The organism is Streptacidiphilus sp. MAP12-33, from assembly GCF_041261265.1.
In the GTDB taxonomy this organism is placed as follows: Bacteria; Actinomycetota; Actinomycetes; order Streptomycetales; family Streptomycetaceae; genus Streptacidiphilus.
Genome location: NZ_JBGCCA010000001.1, coordinates 16,842 through 33,992, shown reverse-complemented (window position 1 = coordinate 33,992; position 17,151 = coordinate 16,842). Strand labels below are relative to the sequence as shown.

15 protein-coding genes and 1 pseudogene are annotated in these 17,151 nt (G+C 72.8%); 8 read left to right on the top strand and 8 right to left on the bottom strand.

The window, feature by feature from the left end:
- Positions 1-187: 187 nt before the first annotated feature.
- The 3 genes from ABH931_RS00155 (at position 188) to ABH931_RS00145 (ending at position 5,433) form a co-directional block, all read left to right on the top strand.
- Positions 188-1,507, top strand: coding sequence for a glycosyltransferase 87 family protein (locus tag ABH931_RS00155; RefSeq protein WP_370108588.1), 1,320 nt, complete (start codon positions 188-190; stop codon positions 1,505-1,507).
- Positions 1,494-1,961 carry a MarR family winged helix-turn-helix transcriptional regulator gene (locus ABH931_RS00150; RefSeq protein WP_370108586.1) on the top strand — a complete coding sequence of 156 codons (468 nt, stop codon included), beginning with the start codon at positions 1,494-1,496 and terminating at the stop codon, positions 1,959-1,961. The genes ABH931_RS00155 and ABH931_RS00150 overlap by 14 nt, the downstream gene beginning before the upstream one ends.
- A 175-nt stretch (positions 1,962-2,136) precedes the next feature.
- Complete coding sequence (locus ABH931_RS00145; RefSeq protein WP_370108584.1) at positions 2,137-5,433, top strand: BTAD domain-containing putative transcriptional regulator; 3,297 nt, start codon at positions 2,137-2,139, stop codon at positions 5,431-5,433.
- Between the two features lie 8 nt (positions 5,434-5,441).
- Here the strand turns inward: ABH931_RS00145 and ABH931_RS00140 are convergent, their stop codons facing one another.
- From ABH931_RS00140 to ABH931_RS00120, 5 genes and pseudogenes are all read right to left on the bottom strand, one after another.
- Positions 5,442-6,254: an ABC transporter permease gene (locus ABH931_RS00140; RefSeq protein WP_370108582.1), complete on the bottom strand. Its 813-nt coding sequence runs from the start codon at positions 6,252-6,254 to the stop codon at positions 5,442-5,444.
- Positions 6,251-7,261 carry an ATP-binding cassette domain-containing protein gene (locus tag ABH931_RS00135; RefSeq protein ID WP_370108580.1) on the bottom strand — a complete coding sequence of 337 codons (1,011 nt, stop codon included), beginning with the start codon at positions 7,259-7,261 and terminating at the stop codon, positions 6,251-6,253. Before ABH931_RS00135 ends, ABH931_RS00140 begins: the two co-directional genes overlap by 4 nt.
- Before the next feature lie 122 nt (positions 7,262-7,383).
- Positions 7,384-8,214, bottom strand: coding sequence for a hypothetical protein (locus ABH931_RS00130; RefSeq protein WP_370108579.1), 831 nt, complete (start codon positions 8,212-8,214; stop codon positions 7,384-7,386).
- Positions 8,215-8,356: 142 nt separating this feature from the next.
- Positions 8,357-8,497, bottom strand: a pseudogene (locus ABH931_RS00125) (LuxR C-terminal-related transcriptional regulator); the annotation flags it as partial.
- Between the two features lie 174 nt (positions 8,498-8,671).
- Positions 8,672-10,342, bottom strand: coding sequence for an APC family permease (locus ABH931_RS00120; protein ID WP_370108577.1), 1,671 nt, complete (start codon positions 10,340-10,342; stop codon positions 8,672-8,674).
- Positions 10,343-10,573: 231 nt separating this feature from the next.
- Here ABH931_RS00120 and ABH931_RS00115 point away from each other — a divergent pair, with 231 nt between their 5' ends.
- The 3 genes from ABH931_RS00115 (at position 10,574) to ABH931_RS00105 (ending at position 13,224) form a co-directional block, all read left to right on the top strand.
- On the top strand, positions 10,574-10,807 hold the full coding sequence (locus tag ABH931_RS00115; RefSeq protein WP_370108575.1) for a hypothetical protein: 234 nt from the start codon (positions 10,574-10,576) through the stop codon (positions 10,805-10,807).
- Between the two features lie 64 nt (positions 10,808-10,871).
- The gene (locus ABH931_RS00110; RefSeq protein ID WP_370109435.1) at positions 10,872-12,029 is read left to right on the top strand and encodes an SPFH domain-containing protein; all 1,158 of its coding nucleotides are present in this window, start codon (positions 10,872-10,874) and stop codon (positions 12,027-12,029) included.
- A gap of 133 nt (positions 12,030-12,162) precedes the next feature.
- Positions 12,163-13,224 (top strand): hypothetical protein, encoded by a 1,062-nt coding sequence (locus tag ABH931_RS00105; protein WP_370108573.1) that lies wholly within the window; start codon positions 12,163-12,165, stop codon positions 13,222-13,224.
- Here ABH931_RS00105 and ABH931_RS00100 read toward each other — a convergent pair.
- From ABH931_RS00100 to ABH931_RS00090, 3 genes are all read right to left on the bottom strand, one after another.
- Positions 13,215-13,766, bottom strand: a complete 552-nt coding sequence (locus ABH931_RS00100) for a hypothetical protein (protein WP_370108571.1) — start codon at positions 13,764-13,766, stop codon at positions 13,215-13,217. The two genes, ABH931_RS00105 and ABH931_RS00100, sit on opposite strands and share 10 nt — an antisense overlap.
- A 22-nt stretch (positions 13,767-13,788) precedes the next feature.
- Positions 13,789-14,373 carry a TetR/AcrR family transcriptional regulator gene (locus ABH931_RS00095; protein ID WP_370108569.1) on the bottom strand — a complete coding sequence of 195 codons (585 nt, stop codon included), beginning with the start codon at positions 14,371-14,373 and terminating at the stop codon, positions 13,789-13,791.
- Positions 14,374-14,576: 203 nt separating this feature from the next.
- On the bottom strand, positions 14,577-15,593 hold the full coding sequence (locus ABH931_RS00090; RefSeq protein WP_370108567.1) for a serine protease: 1,017 nt from the start codon (positions 15,591-15,593) through the stop codon (positions 14,577-14,579).
- A 153-nt stretch (positions 15,594-15,746) separates the two neighbouring features.
- Here ABH931_RS00090 and ABH931_RS00085 point away from each other — a divergent pair, with 153 nt between their 5' ends.
- On the top strand, positions 15,747-16,550 hold the full coding sequence (locus ABH931_RS00085; protein ID WP_370108565.1) for a sulfite exporter TauE/SafE family protein: 804 nt from the start codon (positions 15,747-15,749) through the stop codon (positions 16,548-16,550).
- Between the two features lie 83 nt (positions 16,551-16,633).
- A complete protein-coding gene (locus ABH931_RS00080; protein WP_370108563.1) occupies positions 16,634-17,005 on the top strand; it encodes a hypothetical protein in 372 nt (123 codons plus the stop codon).
- The last annotated feature ends 146 nt before the right edge of the window (positions 17,006-17,151 follow it).

Genomic DNA, 17,151 nt, shown 5'->3' with positions numbered 1-17,151 from the left:
GCGCCCGAGGCGCTACGGCCTGACGGCAGGTTCTGACGATCACCCCTGGTGGTGATGTCGGCGGTGTGGACCGCGCCCCGCACCCTCACACTCGCCCGACACTCCGAGGCGGCGGAATTCCGTGACTCGACCGGGCGGTGCACGTTAGTCGTTGGTCCACGAATCTCTCTCGTCCCAGGAGTACTCCGTGACCGCTCGTCGGACTGCCCTCGTGGCGGCCGTGCTCGTCCTCGCCGCCGCGCTCGGGTTGTGGCTGTGGTGTCTGTTCCATTGGTCGGAGGGAGAGTTGCGGCAGATGGACCTCGCCGTCTACCTGCGGGCCGGGCAGAGCCTGCCGGGCGGGGAGGAGCGGCTGTACCTGTTGCGGGGTGGGCCCGGCGGGTTGCCGTACCTGTACCCGCCGTTCGCGGCGTTGGTCTTCTGGGGGCTGGCGCCGCCGTTCGCCGTGGCACAGGGGCTGTTGCTCGGGTCGAGCGTCGCCGCGCTCGTGCTGGTGAGCTGGTGCGGGCTGCGGCTGGCCGGCGAGGAGCGGCCGGGGCCCGCGGCGGTGCTGGTCTGCGCGGCGGTGGGCCTGTGGCTCGCGCCGGTCCAGGAGACGCTGCGCTACGGCCAGTTGAACCTGCTCCTGCTCGCACCCGCGATGGCCGACTGGTGCCTGCCGGACGGCCACCGGCTCAAGGGTGTTCTGCTGGGCCTGACCGCCGGGATCAAGCTGACGCCCGCGTTGTTCCTCGTCCACTACCTGTGCACCGGCCGCCGTGCGGCCGGACTGCGCGGCTTCGCGACCTTCGCCGGGACGGTGGTGCTGGGCCTGGTCCTGCTGCCGCGCGCCTCCCTCGCCTACTGGCCGCAGCTGAGCAGTCTGCCGGAGCGCGCGCACCGGATGCTGCTCATGGCCACCCCGATCGACCAGGCGGTGGCCTCCTTCTGCATGCGTGCCGTCGCCGACACCGCACGGGTGCGCGAGGTGGGCGGCCTGCTGGGGTGGGCGGCGGCCGCCCTCGGGCTGTGGCTGGGGGTGCTGCTGCACCGGCGTGGCCGGGCCGCTGCCGGGCTGGTGCTGGTGTCGGTCGCGGCGTTGCTGGTGGAGCCCATGTCCTGGGTGCACCACTGGGTGTGGGCGCTGCTGCCCGCCTCGGCGCTGCTGGTGGTCTGGGTGCGGCGGGGTCACTGGTCCAGGTGGTCCGCCCCGGTGCTCGGCTGTCTCGTCTACGGCGCCTGGCCGCCGGGCTGGTTCCGCCCGATCCGCGGTGACGACTGGCCCGGCGGCCTGACCTGGGCCGTGCCGCTTCCCGGTGGCGACCGCTCGCCGCTGGCCGTCCTCGACTTCCTGTGCCAGAACCTCTACGTGCTGCCCGCGCTGGCGCTGCTCGTGGCCGTGCCGGTGTGGCTGCTGCTGACCCGCGCCCGGGTGGGCGGCGGCGCGCCGGTGGTGGCCCCGAGGGCGGCCGGGAGCGAGGAGGAGATGACAGTAGCCATGTACGGTATCGGGCATGGGCGAGAGTGACACGACAGGCGCGGAGACGTTCCCCGAGGGCTCGCTGGCCGGGCACCTGGTCTGGCGGCTGTCGCTGAAGTGGCGCACCGCGGTCGACCGGGCGGTCGCTCCGCTCGGGCTGACGCAGGCGACGTACTCCTTCGTCGCCTCCCTCTACGCCATGCAGCGGGAGGGGCGGCAGCCGAACCAGCGCGAGCTGGCCGAGCGCACCGGCCTGGAGGCGCTCTACGTCTCCAAGCTGGCCCGTGCGCTGGAGGCCGACGGCCTGATCGCGCGGGTCCGCGACAGCGCGGACACCCGCGCGGTCCGGCTCACCCTCACCGAGCGCGGCGAGCAGGCCGCGCGCGAGGCGATCACCGTCGTCCAGGCCCGCCTCGACACCCTCCTCGCCCCCCTCGGCGGCACCTCCGGCGACGCCGCAGCCGCGTTCGTGGAGGAACTGCGGACACTGCTCGCTGCGTGAGCCGGTCGTAACCTCCTTGGGGGCGCGAGGAACTGCGCGAGCAACCACCCGGTGCGGATGGCCCTGCGCGTTCGGTGCTCTACCTGCGTGGGTGGCGTGTCGCGCCCCGCGGCGGAGCCGCAGATCGGCAGAGCCTCGCGCCCCTCAGGAGGTTGCCACTGACTACTCTGCACACGTGACGATCGAACTGACCCTGCTGCCACGTGTCTCCGTTCGGGGGCAGGAGGTCACCTCCGGCCGGGTGCGGGGTCTGCTCGCGTTGCTCGCGAGCGAGTTGCGGGTCGGGTGCGGTGCTGCCTTCCTCGCGGCGGGCCTGTGGCCCGACGCGCAGCCGGAGAACCCGGCCAAGACGTTGCAGGTGCTGGTCTCGCGCGCCCGCGCGCAGCTCGGGGCCGCGCTGATCGTCACCACCCCCGCCGGCTACCGCCTGGACCTCGCCGAGGACGAGGTGGACAGCTCCGCTGTCCTGCTGCGGGCGGCCGCCGCCACCCAGCAGGCACGGGAGGGGGACCATGCCGCCTCGCTCGCGCACGCCGAGGCGGGGCTCGCGCTGTGGGAGGGCGAGGCCGGCGCGCCGGAGGGGGGCCAGGACGACCCCGTCTCGGCGCTGCGCGCGGAACGCGCGCCGGTGCGGCGGGCGTTGGCGCGGGCGCAGGCCCTCGCGCTGGCCCGGCTGGCGCGGTACGAGGAGGCCGCGCCCGCGCTCGCGCACGTGGTGCGCGCGCAGCCGCGCGACGAGGAGGCGCTGCTGGAGCTGTTGCGCGCCGAGGCCGCCACCGTGGGCCCGCCCGCCGCGCTCGCCCGGTACGAGCAGTACCGGCGTTCGCTGCGCGACGAGTTGGGCGTGGACCCGGGGGCGGGGCTGCAGACCCTGCAACGGACGCTGCTCCAGGGGGAGGTGCCGCTGGAGCGGCACGGTCTGCCGCACGAGCCGAACGAGTTGATCGGCCGGGACGACGACATCGCCGCCGTCTCCGCGCTGCTGCGCAGCGCGCGGGTGACCTCCGTCGTCGGTCCGGGCGGGCTGGGCAAGACGCGGCTGGCGCAGGTCGTCAGCCGGGCCGCCGAGCAGCGGGTGGTGCACTTCGTGCCGCTGGCCGCCGTGACCACGGACGCGGACGTCGCCGCCGAGATCGCCGCGGCGGTCGCCGCGCACGACGGGGCGCGCACGTCCGTGCCGGGGCGTGGTACCGCCGACGACCTCACCGCGCTCGTGGAGGCGCTCGGCACCGGCCCGGTGCTGCTGGTGCTGGACAACTGCGAGCAGGTGGTCGGCGGGGTCGCCGACACCGTGCGGGTGCTGGTGCAGCGGACCAAGGACCTGCGGGTGCTCACCACCAGCCGTGCTCCGCTCGGCCTCTCCTCCGAATCCGTCTACCTGCTGCCCGAGTTGGGGCCCGAGCAGACCGCCGAGCTGTTCCGCCGCCGGGCCCGCGCGGCGCGTCCCGACGTCGAGCTGCCCGGGGACGCCGTCCGCGCGCTCTGCCGCCACCTCGACGGGCTGCCGCTGGCGGCCGAGCTGGCGGCGGCCCGGGTGCGGGTGCTGTCCGTCGCGGAGATCGCGCGCCGGCTCACCGACCGCTTCGCGCTGCTGCGTGGCGGCGCCCGCGACGCGCCACAGCGTCACCGCACGCTGCGGGCCGTGGTCGACTGGAGCTGGAACCTGCTCGACGCGGACGGCCGGGCCGCGATGCGCGCGTTCTCGGTCTTCCCCGCAGGCTTCACCGTCGACGCCGCCCAGCACCTGCTCGACGCTCTCGCCGAGGACGAGGCCCCGGACGCGCTGGAGCTCGTCGAGCACCTCGTCGACCAGTCCCTGCTCAAGGCCGCCGACACCCCGGCAGGTCTGCGCTTCCACATGCTGGAGACGGTCCGCGAGTTCAGCGCGGCGCAGCGGGAGGCCGAGGGCGGGACCGAGCGCACCACGGCGGCCCTGCTGGCGTGGGCCCGCGCCTTCGGGCTGGCCGAGTTCGACGCCCCGTTCGGGGCGGACCTGTCCGGGGCCGCCGACCGGATCCGCGTCGAGCAGGAGAACCTCACTCTCGCCCTGCGGCTCGGCCTGGCCCGGGAGGACGGCGACACGGTCGCCGCCACCGCGGCCGTTCTGGCGAGCCTGTGGACGGTGGAGGCCAAGCACAACCGGCTGGCCGTGCTGGACGCCGACGTCGCCCCGCTGCTCTCGCACTACCGTCCGACCGATCCGGCCCTGGTCGAGGCCGTCCGCACGGTCAGCACGCTCGGCGTCACCAACACCTACCTGGTGCGCGGGCCCCGGGCCGTGCGAGCACTGGTGACGCTGCGTCGACTGCCTGCCGGTCCGCCGACGACGATGGTCCGCGCCCTGGCGACGGTCCTGTCCGCGAGCCGCGACGCCCTGGTCCTCGGTGATCCGGCACCGGTGTTCGCACTGGCGGGGGACGACCAGCCACCGTTGCTGGCGGCCGTCGCACGCGGTATGGCGAGCTATGCGACCGAGGCGCAGGGCGACGTCGAGGGCGCGCTCGCCCACGCCCGCGGCATGCTGTCCGCCGTCGGGCGACGCGGCGGCTCGCTGCCGCTGCTGGAGATCCTGGCCCACTCCCGGGTCAGTGAGCTGTGCCTGCTGGCCGAGACACCGCAGGAGGCCGAGCACCATCTGCGGGCCGCCCTGCTGCTGCAGGAGCGGCTCGGCTGGCGCTCGGACGAGATCGGCCTGCGCTGGGCCCTGATGCTGACCAACCTCCAGCTCGACCGGCCCGACGAGGCCGAACGCTGGCTGGAGCAGGCCGCGCTGCTGCACACCGACGAGACCGTCGACGCACTGCTGGTGGAGCTCGGCGGCCGGGCGGAGATCGCCCTGGTGCGCGGCGAGACCGACCTCGGCCTGGGCTTCTGGCGCCGCGCCGTGGACCGGCTCCGCCTCTTCGCGGACCGCACGGACCCGGACCGCACGGACCCGGACCGCACGGACCTGGACCGTGCGGAACTCGATCGCGCGGAACCCGATCGCGGGGACGGGGACGGCGGTGGCACGGCCCGCACGAAGCGGCCCGGCGAGCTCGACCTGCTGGAGCCGTGGGTCGTCGAGGTCCACGCGGTCGCCGTCGCCGCGCACGCCCAGCACCGGCGCAGCGGGCTGGTGGCCGGGCTCGTCGCGGAGGTGGAGCGGAACCTCGGCGCCATGCTGACCCGCCCCGCCATGGCCTTCTCTCCCGCCGGGGTGGACCTGACCCGGGTAGGCTCGGGACTGGTCGCGCTGGCCTACGTCGACATCGAGCACGGCGAGGCGACGCGCGCCGCCCGTCGCGTGGCGCTGGCCGAACGGCTGCGCTACGCACGGAACTTCCAGCCCACCATGTCCGCGGAACGCGCCCGCGCGGCGGCCTGGAACGCCGACCGGCCGGCGTATGACGAGGCGGTCTCGTCGTACGCCGGCCTGGATCCGGAGGGTCTGCGCCTCGCGGCGCTGGCGGCTCTCGCCGGTGAGTGCTGACCGATGGGTCAGTGGGCCACCGGGTCGCGGTGGAAGAGCTTCTTGCTCCAGGCGTAGCCGCCGAGGCCGATCACCACGATCCAGACGAGCGCCAGGACGCCGTTGTGGCCGATCGGGGTGCCCAGCATCAGGCCGCGCATCGTCTCGATGAAGGCGGTGAAGGGCTGGTACTCGGCGAACTGCCGCAGCCCGGTGGGCAGCGAGCCGAGCGGGACGAACGCGCTGCTCAGGAAGGGCAGCAGGAGCGAGAAGGGCAGCACGTTGTTGCTCGCGCCCTCGGGGGTCGGGCTGGCCAGGCCGAGGCCCGCGCCGAGCCAGGTGACGGCCAGGGTGACCAGTGTGGTCAGGCCGAGCGCGCCGGCCCAGTCGAGCAGTCCGGTGGTGGACCGGAAGCCGAGGGCGAACGCGACGCCGATCACCAGCAGCGAGCTGACCAGCGTCACCAGCACGTTGCCGACGACGTGCCCGGTGAGGACCGAGGCCCGCGAGATGGGCATGGTGCGGAACCGGGCCACGATGCCCTCGCGCATGTCGGTGCAGATCGCGACGGCGATCGGCATCGAGCCGGAGGCGATGGTCATCAGCAGGATGCCGGGGACCAGGTAGTTCAGGTAGCTGCCGTGCTGGGCGCCGGTTGCCGTCGCGGCCCCGGCCGTCATGCCGTGACCGATGGCGCCGCCGAAGACGTAGTTGAAGAGCAGCAGCATGACGACCGGCATGCCGACCACGCCGACGGTCATCGCGGGGTAGCGCGTCGCGTGCCGCAGGTTGCGGCGCAGCATCGTCGCCGAGTCGGTCAGGGCGTAGGAGAGAGTGCTCATCGTGCGGCCGCCTTCGGGGTCTCGTCGCTGCTGGTGCTCTGGCTGGTCTGGCCGGTCTGGTTCGGAACGGTGGACCTGGTCGGCCGACCGGTGAAGGCGAAGAAGACGTCGTCCAGGTCGGGGGTGTGCACGGTCAGGCGCTCGACCGGGATGCCGGCCGCGTCGAGACGGTCCAGCACCGCGCGGACGGCGCGGGCGCTGCCGTCGCTCGGTGTCTGGAGCGTGAGCGCGTTGTCGTCGCGGGGCCCGGCGGGCAGCAGCCGCGCCGCGTCGTCGAGAGCCTGGGCGTCGGGGAAGTGGAGCACCAGGTGGCCGCCCGGGACGAGCCGCTTGAGCTCCTCCGGGGTGCCCTCGGCGACGAGCCGGCCGTGGTCGAGGACCGCGATCCGGTCGGCGAGCTGGTCGGCCTCCTCCAGGTACTGGGTGGTGAGGAAGAGCGTGACGCCGCCGGCGACCAGGCCGCGGATGATCTCCCACATCGCCCGCCGACTACGCGGGTCCAGGCCGGTGGTCGGCTCGTCCAGGAAGATCACCTTCGGCTGTCCGACCAGCGTCATCGCCAGGTCCAGCCGGCGCCGCATGCCGCCGGAGAAGGTGGCGGCGGTCTTCTTCGCCACGTCGGCCAGGTCGAACTGCTCCAGCAGCGTGGCGGCCCGGCGCCGTCCCTCGGCGCGCGGCAGGTGGTACAGGTCCGCCATCAGGAGCAGGTTCTCCTCGGCGGTCAGCAGGTTGTCCACGGCCGAGAACTGCCCGGTCACGCCGATCCCGGCGCGGACGGCGTCGGCCTCTCCGGTCAGGTCGTGCCCCAGGATCCGGGCGCTGCCGCCGTCGGCGCTGATCAGCGTCGACAGGATCTGCACCGCAGTGGTCTTGCCGGCCCCGTTGGGACCGAGCAGCGAGAAGACCGTCCCGGCCGGGACAGCCAGGTCGATGCCGTCCAGAACGACCTTCTCGCCGTACGCCTTGCGCAAACCGGTGGCTTCGATCGCCAGCTGCGACGGGCTCATGACCGGTTCCTCCTTCGTCGTGTTCCGTTGGTGCGGTGGTGACGAGGAAGAGACTGCGGCCGGTCGGATTCACGATGGCTTCAGCGCGGTTTCATTCGGTTCCGCCGCCGAAACCGGCCGTGCTACTCCAGGTGGAGCCAGCTGCGGTGCCACAGGAGGGAGCACTGGCGGTCGCAGCCGAGGTCGGCCAGGGGTTCGCCGAGGCAGCGCAGGCCGTCGAGTTGGTACCACTCGCCGACCGGGTACTGCCAGCGCGGCAGGGCGCGGGGGGTGACCTGGCGCAGGACGGGGAGGCGGCGGCCGACATGGCGGGCCATGGCCGCGTGGAAGGGGACGCCGAGGAGGGTGCCGTCGGAGCCGAGGGTCTGCTGGATCTCCTGCAGGGTGCGGACGGTGGCGTAGCGCAGCGGCGCCGGGGGAGCGGGCAGGGCCTCGGCCGGACGCAGCCAGTCGTCGCGGAAGAGCAGGGCGCACCCCAGCCCGCAGCCCTCGTCCTCGGGGCCGGCCCCGGCGCACGTGCCGCCCCGGAGGGTGACGGTGCGGGAGATGCGGCGCATCCGGTAGTGGTCGTCGAGCATCCGCCGCACCACGTGCTCGACCTGGTAGGTGCCGCCGCAGAAGGACCACTGGGACTCGGTGAACCAGAGGCCGCCGAGGCGGTCGTCCGTGTCCAGTGTCGTGCGGACCTCCGCCGCGCTGCGGACGGTGACCCAGCTGCCCACCTCGAAGACGGACGGACGCCCGGGACCCGGCACCCCGGAGATCCGCTCCCGCGCGTGCTCGCGGATGCGTCGCGTCGGGCGCAGCACCCCGAACGGCGGGCGGGCGTGGATCGGAAGGCCCTCGTACTGGCAGCGGGCCGCCTGCATGGACAGCCTCGGCCCGGGAACGGCGAGTGGGCCGCTTCTCGCGGACCGGGCCTCGGCGTTGGTGTCGGCCGGGAGTTGGGACATCGGACGGCTCCTCGTCGGCAAGCGGGCGCGGCGACCCGGCGTGGGCCCGTTCGCCACGCCGATGGTAACCAGCCGACTACGGATCGTCGCCGCGTATCACCCGGTCGGGTGCCATACCGTGGCATGGAGTTGACGACGGCCAGGGCGGCCGCCGCCGCTCCTTGGCCTGCGCGACGGCCGCCGCGCGGGTGTCGACGCCGAGCTTGGCGTCGACGCGGACCAGGTGGGTCCTGACGGTGGCCTCACTGATGAAGAGCGCCCGAGCGATCTCCCGGTTGCCCAGGCGCCCGCCTCGATGGCGCGGGTGATGTCGGCATCCCGCCTGTGGTTGCACTACCAAGGGGCGCGGGGAACTGCGCGACAAACCACCCGATGCGGATGGTCCCGCAGTAACAGGGCCACCCGCACAGGTCGGTGGCTCGCGCAGTTCCCCGCGCCCCTGAAGACGCCTACGGCATCACTCCTTGGGCGGAGTCGCGGTGCCGGTGGGCTCGGCGACGTCCACGTTGCCGATGTACTCCTGGGTCTCCTCAGCGGGCAGCCTCACCGCCTGCGCCCAGTAGAAGATCACCAGGCTGAACGCCGCCACGACGACCATGTCCCACCACAGCGGCAGGCTGTTCGTCGCGCTGCACGAGTTCGTGGAGGCCGGTCCGGCACTGCAGTAGCGGCCGCGCCAGGAGATGATCCCCATGCCGATCAGGTACACCGGCAGCCACTGCGCGGAGCGCCAGTCCAGGTGCGGTGACCTGGGGTTGAGCTTGAAAGCCACCGACGTGCCGAGCAGGACGTAGCCCAGCAGGATGCCGATCCCCAGCCGCCACAGCGTGTCGAACCCGGACCAGTACATGATCAGGTTGGCCACGATGAACGCGACCGGCGCCCAGAAGTTGCCGGCCGGCAGCCGGTACGGCCGGACGCGGTCCGGGTCGGACTTGCGCAGCACGCCGAGGGAGAGCGGCGCGCCCGCGTACATCAGCACCGAGGCCGAGGTGATGAAGCCGACCAGCTTCTGCCAGGTCGGGAACGGCAGGAAGACGACCAGGCCCATGACGAACGCGAAGAGCAGGCCGAACCACGGCACGCCGCGCTTGGTGGTCCGTTCGAAGACCTCCGGCACGTAGCCGTTGCGGGACAGGCCGTAGGAGACGCGGGACGTCGCCGTCGTGTAGATCAGGCCGGTGCCCGCCGGGGAGACCACCGCGTCGATGTACAGGATCGTGGCCAGCCAGCCCACGCCGATGGTCGTGGCCAGACCGGCGAACGGGCCGGTCTTGCCGGTGAAGCTGAGGTTCGCCCAGCCGCCGGCCGCGAACGCGCTGTGCGGCAGGGCGGCGATGAAGACCACCTGCAGCATGATGTAGATCAGCGCGCCCAGCAGGATCGAGCCGATGACCGCGACGGGGATGTCGCGCTTGGGGTTACGGCTCTCCCCGGCGAGCTGGTCCGCCTGTTCGAAGCCCAGCAGGGCGAAGATGATGCCGCTGGTGCTGATCGCGGAGAGCATGCCCTCCGAGCCGAACGGCGAGAAGCCCTGGTAGCCGAAGTTGTTGCTGTGCCACGCGGTGGCCGCGAAGACCAGGATGGTGAGCACCGGGATGGCGATCTTCCACCAGGTGGCGGCGCTGTTGGTGTGCGCCAGCACCTTGATGCCGAGCCAGTTGACGACGACGAAGAAGGCCATGAAGGCGACGGCCAGCGCGTAGCCGCCACCGGTCAGGTGGTTCTTGCCCGTCTGGATCCAGCTCGCGTGGACGGACAGGTAGTTCAGTGCGGCCATGACCTCGATCGGGGCCACGGTGACCGCCTGCAGCCAGGAGAACCAGCCGAAGGACGCGCCCGCGGCGGTACCGAAGGCGTAGTGCGGGAAACGGCCGGTGCCACCCGAGACCGGATAGGCCGCGCCGAGCTCGGCGTGCACGAAGGCCAGAATGATGATGGCCACGGCGCCGATGCCCCAGGAGACGAGTGCCGCCGTGCCGGCGGCCTGGGCGGCGAACAGAGCGCCGAAAAGCCAGCCCGAGCCGATGATCGACCCGACCGAGGTCCAGGTCAGACCGATCAGCCCGATGTCGCGTTTCAGGGCGTGCTGCGGCCCTCCCTTGGGGGGCGCGGTCGCGGTTGCCATGTGGACCACCTCAATCCCACCGGGTCAGTCGGCGGTATCGGTGAGCCGGGGCCTTGAGAGCGCGCGGCTCCCGGTATCGGAGCCTGGCGACGGCGACGGTGTTAAGGCTGTGTAAATAACAAGTCCAGCATAGGAGAGCAAACGCCGTCCGTAACCTGCTGGGCTGCCGGAATTCGCGCTAGGGTCGTGATCCCCGAGCCACAGCGGGAATACCGAAGGGAGCACCTGGGCATGCCGGCGGACGAGGCGGTGATCGGGTGCACGGGTCGGTTGCTCATCGCGACCCGCGGCAGTGCGGGCCCCGGCGAGGTGCTGGTACGGGTCCGGGGTGGCAGCGAGGCCTTTCTGGCCTGGTCGGAGCAGCCGCTGGCGGTCGGCACCACGGTGTTGGTGATCGAGTCGCGCGGGGCCCGTCAGGTCGATGTGATCGAGTGGGCGGATCCGCTCGACGAAGGGGTGGAGTAGAGGTGTAGTTTCACCCCGACTTTCCAGGATTTCTTGGATGAGCTTGGACGAGGAGACGAGAAGGATGTTCGGTTACCGCGTTCCCGCCCCGGACGAGGCGATGCTGATCTCCGGTGGCAGGCGTGGGCTGGAGGGGGCTCCGTTCCGCGTCGTCACCGGCCACGGCAAGTTCGTGCTGCCGGTCTTCCGCAAGACCCGCTTCCTGACCCTGGCCATGTGCGAGTCGGAGGTCGCCGAGACCTGCGTGACCCGCCAGGGCATCGCGCTCACGGTCCGCGCCGTGATCGCGTTCAAGGTCGGCAACGACCACGAGAGCATCGTCAACGCGGGCCAGCGGTTCCTCTCCGACCAGGACCAGATGTCGGTCCTGACCGGCCGGATCTTCGCCGGTCACCTGCGGTCGATCATCGGTTCGATGACGGTCGAGGAGATCGTCACCGAGCGGCAGAAGCTGGCCACCGAGGTGCTGGAGACCTCCAAGGCCGAGATGGCCAAGATCGGCCTCGTGGTCGACTCGCTGCAGATCCAGTCCATCGACGACGGCGACGCCGGCTACATCGCCGCCATGTCCGCCCCGCACAAGGCCGCGATCAAGCGTGCCGCACAGGTCGCGCAGGCCCAGGCCACCCAGGCCGCGGCCGAGGCGGAGCAGGCGGCCGCCCGGAACCAGGCCGAGTACGCCCGGCAGACGGCGGTCGTGAAGGCCCAGTACACGGCCGAGGTCGACCGCGCCCAGGCGGAGGCGGCGCAGGCCGGTCCGCTGGCCGCCGCGCACGCCCAGCAGGAGGTGCTGGCGGCGCAGACCGAGCTGGCCCAGCGGGCGGCCGAGCTGCGTCAGCAGCAGCTGGTCGCGGAGATCGTCAAGCCCGCCGAGGCGGAGGCCGAGCGGATCCGGGTGCTGGCGCTGGCCGAGGCCGCGAAGATGAAGATCCAGGCGGAGGCGGCCGCCTCGCACGACCGCGTCGCGCTGGACCGGATGCTGATCGACCAGCTGCCGCTGATCGTCAAGGAGGCGGCGGGCGGCCTGGCCGGTGCCAACGTCAACGTGCTCAACGGCGCGGACGGCCTCGGCGAGATCGCCGCCGGACTGGTCGGCCAGGGCCTGACCATCCTGGACTCGGTGCGCCGCAACCTCGGTACGCCGCAGCCGGGCAACGGTGCGGAGGACGGCAAGCAGATCCCGCGCAAGCAGCTGAACAGTGGTCAGATCGACGTCGACTGACCGGGGTTCCGCGCACAGCTGGTTGTAGCGCGGTTGTGACGGGGAGCGCACGGATCCACGACGGGCGCCGGGCAGTTTCTTGGCAGGCCTTTCATGAGCCTTCCACGAGACTGCCCGATCCGGGGGAACCACCATGCGTCCTCGCCCGCTCAACACAGCGATCGCCCTCGTCACCGCCGTCACCGCGGGCGGCCTGCTGACCGCGTGCGGCTCCGCCTCCCCGGCCGGGAGCGCCTCCCCGGCGCCGGTCGCCTCCGGCTCGCACGCGGGCGCCTCGCCGAGCGGGTCCGCGTCCGCCGGTCCGTCCACCGCTCCGTCGGGCGCTCCGTCCACCGCCCCGACCGGCGGCAACGGCGGGGTGAGCGCCGCCCCGGTCTCCCTGAACGGCACCGCCGGGACGATGCTGACCGTCAGCAACGGCACCAGCCGCGTCGTCATGAACGGCACCACCGTCGACTTCGGCGTCGTGGTGCGCGACCTCACCTGGTCCCCCGACGGCACCCGGGCCGCCTTCGTCGACGGCGACGGCAACCTCGACACCGCCAACCCGGACGGCTCCGACCGTGTGGTCGTCGCCCGCAACCCCGGCAACGTCACCTGGTCCCACCCGGCCTGGCAGGTCATCAAGGCCGGCAACCCGGACCGGGTGCCGGCCTGCGACAACCTCTTCTTCGTGGCCGGCAGCGGTTCCGCCACCCGCCTCATGGAGGTCCCCGCGACAGGCGGCACGCCCGCCCCGCTCGGGCTCAACGGTCAGCAGGGCAGCAACGTCTTCCCGCCGGTGACCGGCAACACCTGGGTCAACGGGGGTGGTTTCTTCGGGGAGGTCGTCTACGCCAACAGCGGCAACGGCGAGGTCTACCTCCGTGACGACTACCTGCGTCAGCAGGGCTCCAGCTTGACCAGCGGCTCCGAGCCCGCCCTGGTCCCCGGCCAGGACATGGAGGGGAGCGTCGTGTTCGTCCGCTCGGTCGGCGGCCACGACCACGTGTTCCTCGAGCAGTTCACCCGGAGCGGCCCGACCGCCAAGGACCTGACGCCGAACGCCACCACCGACTACACCGAGCCCGCCGTCTCGCCCGACGGCCGCACCGTCGCGGTGCGCACGCCGGCCGGCATCGCCGTGCTGCCGATCGACGGATCGGCCGCGCCGCGGCTGGTCTCCACCGTGCAGGGCCTGCCGGCCTACCGCTGATCCAACTCCTGCTGGAGCGTGTCCAGATGGGTGGAGGCGGCGTCGTCGTGGGGCAGGAACTCGACGACGTCGAGGAAGCGGAAGAGCACCTGGGTGTCCGTCACCGCGTACTCGAAGTCGCCGAAGCCGACGACGGCACCGGTGGCGCCCCGGGCCCGCCCGCGGTCCAGCACCTTGCGGCGGGCCTGCGGCCGGGCCAGGTACGGGCAGACCATCGAGGCGTAGAGCATGCAGAGCCGGTGCCCCGGCCCCTCCCAGGTGGGCGCGAGGTTCCGGTACGGGCGGCCCGCGTCCAGCGCGGCGCCGATGGCCTCGGCCTCGGGCGCGCCGACGACCCGCCAGACCGGCTCGTCCGTCGGCATCGGTGTCCCGCAGACCGAGCAGAGGCGCCCCCGCGCGCAGGCCGCGCTCTTCTCGTAGTCGGTCCGCGCGAACCGCGGCTCCCCCTCCTCGTACGGCGTGATCGCCGGGACGGGGTAGCCGCGCGGGTCGTGCGGCCGTGCGGCCACGGTGGGGGGCTTGGGTACGGCGTCGAATCGCACGTGCGTCACCCTATGTCGTGGCTCAGGGGCGCGGGCGCAGACCGTTGAAGATCTGTTCGATCAGGGCCTCCGCGTCGTCCGCGTCCAGCGGTGAGGTGCCGATCAGGTAGCGGTAGTAGACCGGCCCGAAGAGCAGCTCGACCATGGTGGCGGAGGGGACGTCGGCCCGCAGCTCGCCGGCGGCCACGGCGGTTTCCAGCCGGTCCCGCCAGCGTCGCAGTCTGGGCGTGAAGAAGTTGTCGCGCAGCTCCTGGGCCAGGCAGGCGTCGCTCTGGGCGTCGGCCAGCAGGCCGCGCCAGATCAGCCCGAGGTCGCCGTTGAGCAGCCCGATGACCATCCGCAGCTGCCGGCCGAGGTCGGCGGCGAGGTCGCCGGTGTCCGGCACCTCCGCCGCCGGGCCGGACCGCTCGTTGAGCGCCTCCAGCAGCACGGCGGACTTGCGCGGCCACCACCGGTAGATCGTCTGTTTGCCGACGCCGGCCCGCGCCGCGATCGCCTCGACGGTGACCTGGGCGTACCCGTCACGGGTGCCCAGTTCGACGGCGGCGTCGAGGATGGCGCGGCGGGCCCGCGCGCTGCGGAGGTCGGGATTGGGGGTTCGGCCCATGATCGCATTCTAGGGCCCCGCCGAGCGAGACGAGACGTCGCGTCTTGACATGCGCGTCCTGAGACCGGAAGCATGAGCTCCGTCGAGGCGGGGGGTCGCGGGGGAGTCCCCGCCTCGACGCCCGCCGGCTCGAGGGAACCGCTTCGGCGCCCCGCTTCGACGTCTCCTGACCCGGCCCCCGGGTCTTGTCCCGGCCCCCCGGGTCAGGACGTGACGGCCTGCTCGTAGAGCGACTGCGTGGCCGGGCCGAAGACGATGCTGTACGAGACGTCCGCGGTGTCGCCGCCCTGCTGGTAGCCGCCGATCACGCCGATGATGCTGCCCTGGTCGGAGCCGGAGTCGTAGCCCGCCAGCCAGGCCGTCCCGCTGGTGCCGCCGGTGAACGCGGTGCAGTCGATGACGAGCTGCGTCGAGGAGAACGCCGAGGCGTCGCCGGTGCAGGTGATCGGCTCGTCCGTGGCGGAGGGGTAGCCCGTCATCTGCACCGTTGCCGAGGTCGTCCCCGAGGTCGAGAGGGTGTAGCCGCCGCCGACGGCGGACTCCAGGCTCTGGCCGTTCTGCGGGGCGACCAAGGCGAAGGCCACGTCGTCGTCCTGGTCGCCGTCACCGGTCCAGGCGGAGTTCTCGATCACCTGGGTGATCTTCCAGACGCCGTCGGGTGCGGAGCCGTCGCGGTAGCCGGGGACGAAGACCGCGCTGTCCGGGTCGGTGCCCAGGCAGTGTCCGGCGGTGACGATCACGTCCCCGGCCGGGCTGTCCACCACGCTCGCGGTGCAGTGGTGGTTGCCGGGCGTGATCGAGGAGGAGGAGAAGATCGCGCCGACCTTCGTGCTCTGCTGGGAGGAGGACAGCACCTGGGACTGACCGGCCGCGGTCACCGGGACGTCCCCGGTCGTAGCGGCGTTGGCGAAGGTGGCGGCCGTGCTCGCGCTCGCGGTGGGGCTCGGGCTCGCGCTCGGCCCGGTGGCGGAGGCCGTGGTCCGGGTGCCGGTGCTCGCGCTCGCCTTGGCGGACGCGCCGGCCCTGGCCGAGGCGCCGGCCTGCGTCGTCGCGGTCCCGCTCGCGGCCGCGGTGGGCGCGGTGACCTGGGACGTGGCGGAGCTCGGCGTGGCCGAGGCCGCGCGCGGGGAGGCGACCGCGGGGACGACCGTCGCGCCGACACCCGTGAGCAGCAGTCCGCCTGCCACGAACGCGGCGACCTTTCGTGCGGTCGTGTCCATCGCCATCCCCTTCCTCCCATTTCGCATATCGAGACTCCCCACCCGCCCTGAGACATCGGTGGGAGCCACATGGGAGCTGGATGAGAAGCTCGGCTCACGAACCGCGACCGGTACCGCGTCGGTGGACCGGATCGCCGAAGCAAGGGGTGCGGAATGAACGGAGCTGTCCTGACGACGGCCGCCGGGCTGGCCGGAGCGTCCGGTTGGACCCAGGCGGGCGTCGCGCTGGCCGGTGTGGGAGCCGGACTGATCAACACCGTGGTCGGCTCGGGGACGCTGATCACCTTTCCGGTGCTGCTCGCGGCCGGGCTGCCGCCGGTGACGGCGAACGTGTCGAACACGCTGGGCCTGGTGCCCGGCTCGGTCAGCGGCGCTCTCGGCTACCGCCGCGAGCTGGCGGGCCTGACCCCGCTGCTTCGCCGCCTCGGCGCGTCCGCCCTCGCGGGTGGCCTGACCGGCGCGGTGCTGCTGCTGGAGCTGTCCGCGAAGACCTTCGAGGCGGTGGTCCCGTTCCTGATCGCGGGCGCGCTCGCGCTGGTGCTGCTCCAGCCGCTGCTGGCCAAGCGCCTCGCCGCGCGCGCCGAGGGCCGCCCGCGCCCGGCCGACGGCGGCCGGGCGCTGCTGGTGGGCGTCTACCTGTGCGGGATCTACGGCGGCTACTTCGGAGCGGCGCAGGGCGTGCTGCTGCTCGGACTGATGGGCGTACTGCTGGAGCTGCCGCTCCAGCGGATCAACGGTGTGAAGAACGTGCTGGCCCTGCTGGTCAACGGGGTCGCCGCGGTGCTCTTCGCCGTCGTCGGCCGGATCGACTGGCGGGCGGCCCTGCTGGTCGCCGCCGGCTCGGTCGTGGGCGGCCAGCTCGGGGCCCTGGTGGGCCGCCGCCTGCCCGCGCCGGTGCTCCGCGGCGTGATCGTCGCGGTGGGCGTGGTGGCGATCGTGCGGGTGGTGGTGGGGTGATCTTCACCGCCGTCGGGGCTGGTGCTAGCGTGCTCGGCGCGATTCTTCGTGATCCGACCGTGTGATCCGCTGGGGGTGGGTTCGTGGCCAAGAAGCAGCAGCAACTGACGGCCGTGCCGAAGCTCAACGACGACCGGCTGTGCTGGCTCGCCGTCAAGGAGCACGTCGACAAGCACACCCGGAAGGTGGGTCTGTTCGGCTGGCTCAGCTCGCTCGGGTCCGGCGGGGGCGTCGGGGGCAACCGGTCCGGGGCCAACGGCGCACGGCTCGGCGGCGACATGCGCCGTGAGGCGATGAGCGACCAGAAGATGGACTACGCCTTCGCCGTCGACGAGGGCGCGGAGCGCCTCAGCCACGACGAGCGCCTGCACCTGCGGGCGACCGGCCAGGTGCCGGACTGGTTCCTGGACTTCGTCGACGGCCGCGCCAAGGAGATCCGCAAGCAGCGGAGCTGAGCGCCCCGCAGGGGCGCGGGGCGCTGCTGATGTGCGGCTCCGCCGCGGGGCGCGACAATCCCCCCGTCTTCGGCCGGGAGGTGCCCCTCCCACGCAGGTAGAGCCCCGAACGCGCAGGCCATCCGCTCGTCGGTGGTTGCTCGCGC

What these genes read in the sequence shown, in the direction of transcription:
- ABH931_RS00135 (WP_370108580.1), bottom strand. Translation starts at nt 7,261, where the DNA reads ATGAGCCCGTCGCAGCTGGCGATCGAAGCCACCGGTTTGCGCAAGGCG.
- ABH931_RS00090 (WP_370108567.1), bottom strand. Translation starts at nt 15,593, where the DNA reads ATGGACACGACCGCACGAAAGGTCGCCGCGTTCGTGGCAGGCGGACTG.
- ABH931_RS00120 (WP_370108577.1), bottom strand. Translation starts at nt 10,342, where the DNA reads ATGGCAACCGCGACCGCGCCCCCCAAGGGAGGGCCGCAGCACGCCCTG.
- ABH931_RS00140 (WP_370108582.1), bottom strand. Translation starts at nt 6,254, where the DNA reads ATGAGCACTCTCTCCTACGCCCTGACCGACTCGGCGACGATGCTGCGC.
- ABH931_RS00085 (WP_370108565.1), top strand. Translation starts at nt 15,747, where the DNA reads ATGAACGGAGCTGTCCTGACGACGGCCGCCGGGCTGGCCGGAGCGTCC.
- ABH931_RS00095 (WP_370108569.1), bottom strand. Translation starts at nt 14,373, where the DNA reads ATGGGCCGAACCCCCAATCCCGACCTCCGCAGCGCGCGGGCCCGCCGC.
- ABH931_RS00130 (WP_370108579.1), bottom strand. Translation starts at nt 8,214, where the DNA reads ATGTCCCAACTCCCGGCCGACACCAACGCCGAGGCCCGGTCCGCGAGA.
- ABH931_RS00110 (WP_370109435.1), top strand. Translation starts at nt 10,872, where the DNA reads ATGTTCGGTTACCGCGTTCCCGCCCCGGACGAGGCGATGCTGATCTCC.
- ABH931_RS00150 (WP_370108586.1), top strand. Translation starts at nt 1,494, where the DNA reads ATGGGCGAGAGTGACACGACAGGCGCGGAGACGTTCCCCGAGGGCTCG.
- ABH931_RS00115 (WP_370108575.1), top strand. Translation starts at nt 10,574, where the DNA reads ATGCCGGCGGACGAGGCGGTGATCGGGTGCACGGGTCGGTTGCTCATC.
- ABH931_RS00105 (WP_370108573.1), top strand. Translation starts at nt 12,163, where the DNA reads ATGCGTCCTCGCCCGCTCAACACAGCGATCGCCCTCGTCACCGCCGTC.